10 protein-coding genes and 1 pseudogene are annotated in these 11,515 nt (G+C 43.4%); 6 read left to right on the forward strand and 5 right to left on the reverse strand.

The features are described 5' to 3' along the window. Positions 1 to 442: 442 nt before the first annotated feature. Both F6J99_RS33105 and F6J99_RS45795 read right to left on the reverse strand, forming a co-directional pair. Positions 443 to 610: a hypothetical protein gene (locus tag F6J99_RS33105; RefSeq protein ID WP_293119424.1), complete on the reverse strand. Its 168-nt coding sequence runs from the start codon at positions 608 to 610 to the stop codon at positions 443 to 445. Positions 611 to 692: 82 nt separating this feature from the next. Further along, positions 693 to 914, reverse strand: coding sequence for a 1-acyl-sn-glycerol-3-phosphate acyltransferase (locus F6J99_RS45795; RefSeq protein ID WP_365974750.1), 222 nt, complete (start codon positions 912 to 914; stop codon positions 693 to 695). A gap of 608 nt (positions 915 to 1,522) precedes the next feature. On the opposite strand from F6J99_RS45795, the gene metG reads away from it, so the two are divergent. From metG to lptC, 3 genes are all read left to right on the forward strand, one after another. Beyond that, entirely contained in the window at positions 1,523 to 3,139 is a 1,617-nt protein-coding gene (metG, locus tag F6J99_RS33115) for a methionine--tRNA ligase (protein ID WP_293119438.1), read from the forward strand. 107 nt (positions 3,140 to 3,246) lie between these two features. Next, complete coding sequence (locus F6J99_RS33120) at positions 3,247 to 3,849, forward strand: NYN domain-containing protein (RefSeq protein WP_008182130.1); 603 nt, start codon at positions 3,247 to 3,249, stop codon at positions 3,847 to 3,849. A gap of 882 nt (positions 3,850 to 4,731) precedes the next feature. Continuing rightward, a complete protein-coding gene (gene lptC / locus F6J99_RS33125; RefSeq protein ID WP_293119428.1) occupies positions 4,732 to 5,874 on the forward strand; it encodes an LPS export ABC transporter periplasmic protein LptC in 1,143 nt (380 codons plus the stop codon). A 186-nt stretch (positions 5,875 to 6,060) separates the two neighbouring features. Here the strand turns inward: lptC and F6J99_RS33130 are convergent, their stop codons facing one another. Continuing rightward, positions 6,061 to 6,222 carry a hypothetical protein gene (locus F6J99_RS33130; RefSeq protein ID WP_293119430.1) on the reverse strand — a complete coding sequence of 54 codons (162 nt, stop codon included), beginning with the start codon at positions 6,220 to 6,222 and terminating at the stop codon, positions 6,061 to 6,063. Between the two features lie 202 nt (positions 6,223 to 6,424). Here F6J99_RS33130 and F6J99_RS33135 point away from each other — a divergent pair, with 202 nt between their 5' ends. Then, positions 6,425 to 6,586: a hypothetical protein gene (locus tag F6J99_RS33135; protein ID WP_293119432.1), complete on the forward strand. Its 162-nt coding sequence runs from the start codon at positions 6,425 to 6,427 to the stop codon at positions 6,584 to 6,586. Positions 6,587 to 6,620: 34 nt separating this feature from the next. Here the strand turns inward: F6J99_RS33135 and F6J99_RS33140 are convergent, their stop codons facing one another. Next, entirely contained in the window at positions 6,621 to 7,952 is a 1,332-nt protein-coding gene (locus F6J99_RS33140; protein WP_293119434.1) for a D-alanyl-D-alanine carboxypeptidase, read from the reverse strand. Between the two features lie 506 nt (positions 7,953 to 8,458). On the opposite strand from F6J99_RS33140, the gene plsX reads away from it, so the two are divergent. Next, positions 8,459 to 9,508: a phosphate acyltransferase PlsX gene (gene plsX / locus F6J99_RS33145; protein ID WP_070390917.1), complete on the forward strand. Its 1,050-nt coding sequence runs from the start codon at positions 8,459 to 8,461 to the stop codon at positions 9,506 to 9,508. Positions 9,509 to 9,921: 413 nt separating this feature from the next. Continuing rightward, positions 9,922 to 10,920: a beta-ketoacyl-ACP synthase III gene (locus F6J99_RS33150; RefSeq protein ID WP_293119436.1), complete on the forward strand. Its 999-nt coding sequence runs from the start codon at positions 9,922 to 9,924 to the stop codon at positions 10,918 to 10,920. Positions 10,921 to 11,244: 324 nt separating this feature from the next. Here the strand turns inward: F6J99_RS33150 and F6J99_RS33155 are convergent. After that, positions 11,245 to 11,515: pseudogene (locus F6J99_RS33155) on the reverse strand (ABC transporter ATP-binding protein); the annotation flags it as partial.

Consider the following 11,515-nt stretch of genomic DNA (forward strand, 5'->3'; position numbering starts at 1 on the left):
TGGGAGCATGTCACTTATGCAGCAACATTAGTACTAAGGTAATAGGTAATAGGTAATGGGTAATAGGTAATAGGTAATAGGTCTGAAGGGGAGCTAGTCCTGGATGAATATTTGTACATTATCTATAGCCCCCTCATGGGTTTAAGCTTGCTCTACTGGAAAATAGTACTAATGTTTCAGCAAAGCAAGACCTGCTCCCCACTAACAAGCCCATTTTCTCCTTGAGCCTTAATACTTGATACTTCAGACTTTATCCTTGATCCCCTGTACTAATCTAGCAATTTAATACCGGTATATCTTACTAATGGAGCACATAATCTGTTTCCCTTGATAGTTCCGCTGTTTCTGTGTAATCCAATAGAAATGTCCAAGTAATACTGCCAAACAGCGATGAATTACCATCGGATGCCAACCCATTTGTTTAAATCGGGGTTCAGATGGGTCAAACAAACGTAACGATCACAGCGGTATCACTGAGTGTACGATTTCTTCTTGGGAAGCGATCGCGCTTTAGGCGCGGCGCTGCCTGTTTAACTGATGTCCACAAAGCTAACTGGGTAAAGCCTTTATGAAAGTTGCCTATTTCCAAAGGCTGAGTAAAATTCACCATTGGTTAGGCTCGGAGTATACAAACCCCAACCCAATGATGATGTTCGCGAAACTGACTTGCCTGTTGTAACAACGCTCACAGTCTATGTTCTGGTTTTTATAGACAGAAACAACCCATCTGCTTGACAACCCACCCACATCACTGGTGCTTGTCCCATGTCATGATCACAAGCAATGGGGATTCGTTGCCCCAAGGCTACCATCAACAACGGGACATCTAGAAAGCCACGATGGTTACTCACTACTACAACAGCAGATTTATGAGGAATGCGATCCTCATCGATATTGGAACAATTTATTCCCATTGCAGCAAGAAGGGCATCAGAAACCTGTAGTGGAAGATGGTCAGACTTCCGTTTCAGTCATCAATTTCTAATATAGATTAACATTTCTTAACATTTTTTTAAAAATAGATCTATTGACAGATGCCTTAAAGTAGAGATAATCAGGTGCAAAACAACTAATGGTGATAGACTGCCAGTGACTACAAGTGTGTAGCTTGACACATTAGGCATTAAGCCAGTAGTAGAAAAAGCCTGTTAAATCTAAACTAGACTACTAACTTATGTTAATAATTAATTTTCCTTATAATCAAGTGACAGAAGGTGGCCTTGATTCCATTCCTTCAAGGGAGTGGGATAACTTATCGGCTGCTTATCATTACTCCTTACTCATAAGTAACAGACTAAGGAGTAATGACTCGAAACCCGACAACTAAAATAGGTGGAATGAGTTACAAGATAATAAACAATTTTGAGTAACGTCAACTAAAAAGTAGCGACAGATACTTTTTATAAAAGGTTAAAACTTAAGTAAATCTGATTAGATAAATACTACATATAGTAACAACTAAAATTAATACTAGTAGCCATACACTAGGTTAGAAATCACTTAAATAAGTTAAATCAGTTGGCTGGAGGGCGTTTTTAACACTCATATGATTCATACGAATACTACTAAAAATACATTTGCCATTACAACACCCCTTTACTATGTGAACGACTTACCCCATATCGGCAGTGCCTATACCACCATGGCATCTGATGCAGTAGCTCGTTTTCAACGGTTACAGGGCAAAGACGTACTGTTAATTACTGGTACAGATGAACATGGACAAAAAATTCAGCGGACTGCTGAAACTCAAGGGGTAGATCCTCAAGTACATTGCGACAAGATAGCTGCTGGATTTGATGTCCTCTGGCAAAAGCTCAATATCCAGTATGACCGTTTCAGCCGCACTACCGCTAACCGCCACCAAGCCATTGTCAAAGAATTTTTCATGCGGGTTTGGGATAAAAGTGACATTTATCTGAGTCAACAACAAGGGTGGTACTGTGTCTCCTGTGAGGAATTTAAAGAGCAACGGGAACTTCTACCTGGAAACCGCTGCTCGATTCATCCCAATCAAGAAGCGGAGTGGCGAGATGAGCAAAACTACTTTTTCCGGCTCTCTAAATACCAAAAACAGCTAGAAGAACTTTACCAACAGCGACCGGATTTTATCCAACCGGAAAGTCGCCGTAATGAAGTGTTGAGTTTTGTCAGTCAGGGACTACAGGATTTTTCGATTTCACGATTGAATGTCGATTGGGGCTTCCCAGTACCGGTTGATCCCAGCCACACCATCTATGTTTGGTTTGATGCCTTACTAGGCTACGTGACTGCCCTATTGGATCCCGATAGTGAACCAACTCTTGATAATGCCTTACAAAAATGGTGGCCGATCAATTTACATCTTATCGGTAAGGACATCCTGCGCTTTCATGCTGTATACTGGCCTGCCATGTTAATGTCAGCCTCTCTACCTGTTACAGGTCAAGTATTTGGTCATGGCTTTCTGACCAAAGATGGTCAAAAAATGGGAAAAAGTCTAGGCAATACCCTAGACCCAGTGGAGTTGGTAGATAAATACGGTGCTGATGCAATTCGCTATTATTTTCTAAAAGAGATTGAATTTGGGCGAGACGGGGATTTTAGTGAAACCCGTTTTATAGATATCGTCAATGCGGATTTAGCCAATGACCTAGGTAATTTGCTCAATCGCACCTTGGGCATGGCTAAAAAGTATTGTCAAGGTATTGTTCCAGGTTTAACTGGCTCAGATATTTCACAGGTCAATCCTCTGCTCGAAATTGGCTTAGATCTCGGTTCACAAGTCGCTAGGGCTTATGAATCCCTAGCGTTTAGCCAAGCTTGCCAAAAAATATTTACTCTGATTCGAGCCAGTAACAAATTTCTAGATCAGCAAGCTCCCTGGAGCTTGTATAAACAAGGAAAACAGCAAGAGGTTGAACAAGTGTTATATACAGTTTTAGAGTCAGTGCGCTTAGCTGCCTATCTATTATCACCGATTATTCCCAGTATTAGTACGGAGATTTACCAACAACTAGGTTTTGCCATCGACTTTAGCCAAAAAGAACACATCTTTTTGGCTGCGCCCTATGTATCCCATGCATCTTGGGGGGTTTTACCTCAAAACCAGAAGCTAGGAAAACCCAAACCGGTATTTGCACGACTGGAACTCACCTAATTTGGTTCCGTCTTATTAACCAAAAACTTAATCGGCATATTACCTTAATGCTGATTAAGTAAAAAGTTTTTTAATTTTTTTTTTTTTAACAAAGAGGTATAATAAAAATGCTGAGCCATTATAATCATGACCCAATTTTTACACCTGAACAAGTCTTAGAAAACCGTGGTCGTGTTGCCATCTTTATCGATGGTTCAAACTTATTTTATGCTGCCCTACAACTAGGGATTGAAATTGACTACACTAAGCTATTGTGTCGTTTGACAGCAGGATCTAGGCTACTACGCTCTTTCTTTTACACTGGTGTTGATCGTACGAATGAGAAGCAGCAGGGCTTTCTGCTCTGGATGCGTCGTAATGGCTACCGAGTAATTGCCAAAGATTTAGTTCAGCTACCAGATGGCTCAAAAAAAGCTAATCTGGATGTAGAAATTGCTGTTGACATGATGGCACTAGTGGGTTCCTACGACACAGCAGTTCTAGTCAGTGGTGATGGGGATCTTGCCTATGCAGTCGATTCTGTCAGTTATCGGGGAGTTCGGGTTGAGGTGGTCAGCCTACGCTCCATGACCAGTGATAGTCTAATTAATGTAGCCGACCGCTATATTGACCTTGATACCATCCAAGAAAGTATCCAAAAAACACCCAAACAAAACTATACTTACCGTCCGTTGTCTGGGTTCAATGTGATGGATGAACAGCACAAATAGTTTGGTGATTAGTGATTAGTAATTAGTAATTGGTGATTAGGGCCTGTCTGATGGGGTCCAAACTACGATTTAAGTGTGTGGGCGTTTCTTTCTCATGTCTTGTAGCATTCGGGCAGTAATTAGTGGCTGAAAACCTATAGTTTATGTCCGATGCTTTCCCCTCCTATAGTTGACATACAGACTTTATTCTTGCATCTAGTTGGGTAAACCATCTAAAAACTGAAAGCTAAGCAACTAAGTCAAGTATAGCTGAGGGGGTAACAGGTCGCCTATAATCATTAACTCATCTGGGTTTGGTCAATTCAGTTACAAAACTTATCTCCAACTTGAAGGAAATAATCAAAGATTGAGTTCTCAGTAATTGAAAATCTTCTGCCGAGGGCTGAGCGGGTGAAAGGTAGGCTATAATCCTTATCTGGTCAGGATGCGCGTCAATTCAGTTACCCAACTTATCAACTCGATTTTTCGACCACTTGGACGAAATAATCAGGGATTGAGTTCTCAGTCATTGAAAATATGCTCATGATTATCTAGGTATAGTTTGGGATAATAGTGACCTTAAACCTAGAGCTGGCAAGGAATTTGGGGCGCTTGTTGTCCCCCAGGAACTATAGAGGTTATAAAAACTTCTAATAACTAAGGAGCCATGTAAAAATAAGTTGTAAAAATTTTATCTAGAATAAATTGTGGGATATCGCTCCCATAAAAAAAACTGTTCAGGTTATTTTTACAGGAATCCTAAGGAGTAATAACTAGTATAGCATTTCCTAGAAAGCAATTTTTATAAAAATTACTTTTTTAAATCGATACAAGTCTTTATGAGTAAGCTTTGTATCGATTATTTTATAGTCATTTATCCTAATCACACGCTCCTTTTGCCATATGTTTTTATACTCCAAGAGATGTCTGATTTTTTTTATTTTGATTTTCACGGTTTACTCATTATCTGGTTGTAAGAGTGAGCCTAAATCATTAAATCAAGTTCAGGAAGAAACTAAAGTTACTGAAAAAATTGAAGGAAGTCTAGTCTTTAAAAACGTCACTCTAGATCAGTCAGATAAGCAAGGTCGTCCTCTATGGAAAGTTAAAGGAGATAAAGCGACTTACTCTCCAGATAGAAAAATTGCTTACATTGACAAACCCAATGGGGATTTGTATCAAGATGGGAAACTGATTTTACAGGTGTCAGCCCAGAGTGGGGAAATCCTAGAGAATGGTGAGATAGTGTTTCTCAAAGGTCAGGTCACGGCTACTGATCCCCGTAATGGTGCTGTGTTACGAGGTGATGAGTCTGAGTGGAAACCTAAGGAAGATTTGTTAGTTATCCGCAATAACGTTAAAGGTAATCACCCTAAACTACAAGCATCCGCAAAGGAAGGGCGTTACTTAAGTCGAACCCAGAAGTTGGAATTAATTGGTCAAGTAGCAGCCATATCGAAAGACCCAAACTTGCAAATGAAAACAGAACGTTTGCTCTGGCAAATCGAACAACAGAAGGTAATTGGTAAGAAAAGGATACTTATTGAGCGCTATAAAAATAAGATAGTAACAGAACGAGTGGAAGCAGACAATTCTGAGGTAAACCTTAAGGCAAATATAGCAACTCTCAAGAAAAATGTGCAGTTGAATTCGGTCGAACCACCGGTCGTGATATCGACTAATTCAGCAGTTTGGAATTTGAATGATAAAACTGTTGTGTCGGATCAGCCGGTTAGAATTGTTCACCAGCAGGAGAAAGTGATGGTAACAGCTAACAGGGGACGGGTAGATTTGGGTAAGAAAGTAGTTAGGTTAACGGGAGGAGTACAAGGGGAGGGAAGCCGTAAGCAAGCCAAACTATACGCTAATCAGCTAACTTGGGATATCCCCACCCAACAGATGGAAGCCTCAGGTAATGTAATATATGAACAAGTTTCACCCCAATTTAATACGACTGGTGATAAAGCAGTGGGTAACCTTGAAGCTCAAGATATTTTAGTAACTAGTGGTGTTGGGGAAAGAGTGGTAACAGAAATTATTCCTTGAGCTGGCTTAAAGTTTGGCGAAAGAGTGGTAGAAATTATTCTTTGAGCTGGCTTAAAGTTTATGGTTGAACGCGCACGCGTACCCGAAAGGCCAAGGTTGGAGGTTGACTGTTAAAAGTTAAACTTGAAGGTTGAACGCGCACGCGTGGCCTTTTGGCCAAGGTTGACTGTCACCGAAATAAATTTATCAGAGTGGGAGAGTTTGAGAGGGAAAAGAATACCCCGTCGAATTAGGTCTTGAAGTTACCGTAGCGATGCAGCGCGGTCTTGGGAAGGCAGCGCGGTCTTGGGGAGGCAGCGCCGACCTGCGGGGGTTTCCCCCATGAGCGACTGCCGTGGTTTCCCCCACTCGCGCTTTGCATCAAGAGAAGGTAGTGGTCGCCTTAATCAAACAGTTTTGACCTTTTTTCGCACAGCCGACCAACCATAAAGGCGACCCTATCTATCGGTTTCGTCTTCGGGGATGAATTTTCCCTCTCAAATAGTGTTAATATAAAAAGTAAGGGTCTCAAAAAAAACTGGCTATTGACCCTACCCAGCTACCCTGGCCTTTGGCCACGCGGGGCGCGTTCGGTGCGCGGGAAAGTTACGCCCAGGTCGATAACAACCAACGCTGGTTGTGCCTGGGAATCCCCATTCCTATTAGGATGGGGAGGTTCAATGCTGAGACTGGCTTTGGAGCCGTTGCTCAACCGTTGACCGTTGACCGTTGACCGTCAACGGTCAAGCCAACTCGATATCTATTTGCTATTTTTTATTTTCAATCAACAAGGCACTGCTGATTTTTTCAATACGCTTTGGATCACCAATGATCAATGGTTTATGGGTTTGATTGCTACTCTTTTGGGTAAGGGTACCCCACTCGACAGACAGGCGTTGCAGTAGCTGATCCTGTTTTGCCCGAAATTCTAGGATATCGTTGCCACCGTTAATGATGGCAAACCACACTAAACCGCGATCGCGTGTTGGGAGAAAACCAGCTAGAGCACTAACTTCTCTGAGAGTTCCGGTTTTTACCACAGCCCCTTGGGGAATGTTACGGTCGAGCATGGTTCCCTTAGTATCCCGTCCAGCTAGGGGGAAGACATCCCTAAGATTAAGCTGGTAAGGCTGTAAAAAGCGCTCAATAGCCATGAGCATAGCACAAGCAGCACGGGGGGAAATTCGATTCTCCATACCTAAGCCAGAGCCATTAATCAACTGAATTTCGCTACTGGGTACACCAGCTGACCTAGCCGCCAACCGAGCAGTTGTCTGAGCACCGCCAATGGCTTGAGACAACATCTGAGATACATCGTTGTTGCTGTAGATGTTCATCTCTCTAAGAATATCTACCAGGGGCAAGGACTTGTGGAGTAACAGATATTCTTGCTTCGGAATGGGAGTATCAGATACGACTACATTACCAGCAATTTCTAATTGGGGTTTCTCGGTTCCTTTGGGCATGGATTGATACTGACGGACAATCTGCCAAGACCAGCTGCTGGATTTTAAGGCTTGCTTGAGTAGGCCACCAGCAATTTCTGGGTTGTCCTTATCATTCATAGTGAAATTGCCAATGATGACTAAATTCCCAGTGACCCGGCGGATTCCCAGTTGATTTAGGCTATTACCCAATGCGATCGCTTCTTCCCACACAAAAAACGGGTCGCTACCACCAGTAATTACCAAATCTCCCTGCAATACCCCATCTTTAACTATTCCGGTGGCACTGACTCTAGTTTCAAATTGATGAGCTGGCCCCCATTGCTGTAATGCCGCTAGACTAGTGGCAATTTTCGTGATTGAAGCTGCGGGTATTGGAACATTTCCCCGGTGGGTCGCCAGTCTAGTCAGTCCTGATTGAATCCATACTCCTTGCTTAACTGCTGAACCTTGAACACGCCATTTTTCTATGAATTCATCCACAATCGCTTCAGCAGACGGGTCTGGTTCAGCTGGCAAGCTAAACAAGGAGGTATCCCGCCAAGCCATCAGTTGAGCTTGATCAAGGTTGATCGGTTGTAGATTTCTCCATAGTTTCACAGATATAACGACAAATGCACCGGCAAGGATCCCAGCAGCAAGTTGTTTTAGCATTCACTACACCACATTTGTTTCTTGAGGCTGCTCTATTTTAGCTAAGACCGCTAGACATGCCCCACACCTCAATGCGCATTGAGGTGTGGGGCATGTCTAGCGGACAGGATCTTTAATGGTTTTGAGATCGTCTATAATCAAAGTAGTAGGGAAAACAAATTAAGAGCTAACCGCCACCTACTAATTAAAAATAGAACTTATTGTATTTTTCCGGCGCGGAGGGGCATCCCGTGTCGTTAATAAAGCTTACCGAGTATCCGAACTGTTAGGTGGAGTTGGTAAGAAGCCCACACTGTAATCTACTCGCTTTGCCAGACGCGGAGCGCGTTCGATAAGCGTGTGGGAGTATGTCACATAGTGAATGCTGCTACTGAACAGTTCTGTTGAGAACATGTCACCATGCAAGCCTTAACCGGTCCCAAACCTCAAGTTAAACAGATCACATTGTTTACTATTCCAGGTAATGGTCCTGGTAAGATGTGGAAGGTTTCTATAAACTTTGAGCAATGGCATCGACTGGCGCACGAATCGCAATAGACGCTATGGGCGGGGATTATGCCCCCCATGAAATAGTTGCTGGAGCTATTAGAGCACAAGCTGAGTTAGGGGTAGAGGTATTGTTGGTAGGGGATCCTGAGCAAATTAGATCCTCTATTTCCCAACACCACGGATCAAGTCAGATAGAAATTGTAGCTGCTGATGGTGTCGTTGCCATGGATGAAGAACCCTTGGTGACCTTGAAGCGTAAGCCCAAGGCTTCTATTAACGTAGCCATGGACTTAGTCAAGCAAGGACGTGCTGACGCTGTAGTCTGTGCTGGGCACTCTGGGGCAGCCATGGCAGCGGCTCTATTGCGCTTAGGGCGTCTGCCAGGGATTGACCGTCCCGCAATTGGCGCAGTGTTTCCTACCATCATGGCTGGCAAGCCAGTGATTATAATGGACGTGGGGGCAATTGTGGATTGTCGCCCTAAATATCTAGAGCAGTTTGCCATCATGGGCTCAGTATATAGCAAGTATGTCTTGGGCATGGAAGAGCCTAAGGTGGGTCTGCTAAACATTGGTGAGGAAGAGTGTAAAGGCAATGATTTGGCCATCCGTACTCATCAACTGCTACGAAAGAATTCCAGAATAAACTTTATTGGCAATGCTGAGGGTAGAGATGTACTCTCAGGTCAATTTGATGTAATTGTGTGCGATGGTTTTGTGGGCAATATACTGCTCAAGTTTGCCGAAGCAGTAGGGGAGGTGATGCTGCAAATTATCCGAGAAGAACTGCCTCAAGGGATACAAGGTCAGCTAGGTACAGCGTTGTTAAAACCCAACTTGAAGCGGATTAAGCAGCGTATGGATCATGCCGAACATGGCGGTGCTCTACTCTTAGGGGTGGCAGGAATTTGTATTATTAGTCACGGTAGCTCCCAAGCTCCATCGATTTTTAACGCCATTCGGTTGGCTAAAGAAGCCATTGATCACCGAGTACTAGAGCGGATTAAAGCTAATCACTTCAAAAGATCTAAGGAATCAGTGGCTACTAATTCCAGCAGTGAGGAGTAAGGCATGATCGACTGATCAGCATTCCAATGCTACCATTAGCGCAACTGTTTTTTTGTTGACTGTTGACCGTTGGCGGTTGGAAGTTTATGCTTAACCCTTAACCTTAATAGTGTCAAGCATGGGGACTAAACTTTGACTAGCTGATCAAGTCTCGTGTTAGAATTCCTTAGCGGAATTGCCCAGGGTCTTAGGCTGGCGATCCATAACGGTAATTACAAGAGGGTTCCGTCATAATGGCAGATTGTTAGCTTGAGCGTCCCACAAGCCTCACAAAATAGTTGTTTAAGGCTTGTGTGCTATAGTTGAGTGTGGCATTGATGGCAAGATTGACCAATGACCAGTCTTTTCGCCTTATCCCTAAGCAGCGAACTTGGGAAGAGAAAAACATGGGATGCAACTGATGGAGAAGAGCCTTGAATCAACTAGGAACAGGCATTGCTATTACCGGAAGTGGTTCCGCAGCGTCAGAAGTTACCCTCGATAACCATCAACTAAGCCAGATAGTTGATACATCGGATGAGTGGATTACCACCCGTACTGGAATTCGGCAAAGGCATCTGGTGCATTCACAAGGGAGTCTAAGTGAGATGGCTACTGCGGCAGCAAGCAATGCGATCGCTATGGCTGGAATTGCTCCTGAAGACCTAGATCTGATTATCCTAGCCACCTCAACCCCGGATGATCTGTTTGGCAGTGCTAATCAAGTTCAGGCACTCCTGGGAGCATCAAAAGCAGTTGCCTTTGATATAACCGCAGCCTGCTCTGGGTTCGTCTTTGGACTGGCTACAGCGTCCCAATTTATCCGCACTGGCCTTTACCAAAATGTCTTACTGATTGGTGCGGATATTCTCTCAAGATGGGTGGATTGGTCAGACCGAAGTACTTGTGTACTATTTGGAGATGGTGCTGGGGCTGTAGTTTTGCAGGCAAATCAATCCGATCGCTTACTGGGATTTGCACTGTGTAGTGATGGTACCCAAAATAGCTGTCTTCAGTTAGCCTATAAACCACAAGACAAGGAAATTGTCAAGGGTTTGACTGTGGCTAAAGGGACTTATCAACCCATTACCATGAGTGGCAAAGAGGTTTATCGCTTTGCGGTGCAAAAGGTACCGGAAGTGATTGAAAAAGCATTATTCCGAGCCGATATCAGCACTGAACAGGTGGATTGGCTGCTCTTGCATCAAGCTAATCAGCGGATTCTGGATGGAGTTGCCCAACGTCTTAAGATTCCTAAGGACAAGGTTCTAAGTAATCTCGCCCAATATGGTAATACCTCAGCGGCTTCTATACCTATAGTGTTGGATGAAGCAGTGCGGCTTGAGAAAATTAAATCAGGAGACATTATAGCTATCTCCGGCTTTGGTGCAGGATTGACTTGGGGAGCAGCGGTTTTTAAGTGGGGAAGGTAATTGAAGTACTCCAGCAGCATCCTGCTGACCCCTTTGGGGAATTAAAAATTAAAAATTAAAAATTAAAAATATAAAATTGAACAAATTTTGCAATTTTTTAATTCCGGGTACAAGCCCCCACTGATAGCGAGGGATTGCTCGCTATCAGTGGTCTTCAATCAGTGGCGGGTACAAGCCCCCACTGATTGTCATTTTGAATTAATAATTTTGAATTTTGAATTGGAGCGCGTTAAGCAGCGTGACCATAGGTCAAGCGACTTGAGCAAGTTAATCAATGTTGACGGTTAACAATCAACAGTCAACCGCCAACGACTAACTAACTTTTCAAGGGTTACTTATAACTGAAACTATAGAGTGAGGCTTTTCCAAACCATGAGACTCCATCAGCTGCTGATTAGCCATCACCTGTTGAGGAGGACCATCAGCAATAATTTGCCCTTCGTCAAGTAGCAAAACGCGATCGCATACTTCTAAAATCAGTTCTAGGTCATGGGAGGAAATCAGTATTGTCTCCTCGGACCGTTTCAAAAAGCTAATCAAGCGACGCCGGGAACGAAGGTCAAGATTGGCACTGGGTTCATCGTACAGCACTAGG

The sequence above is a fragment of the Moorena sp. SIO4G3 genome (genome assembly GCF_010692305.1).
Taxonomy (GTDB): Bacteria; Cyanobacteriota; Cyanobacteriia; order Cyanobacteriales; family Coleofasciculaceae; genus Moorena; species Moorena producens_A.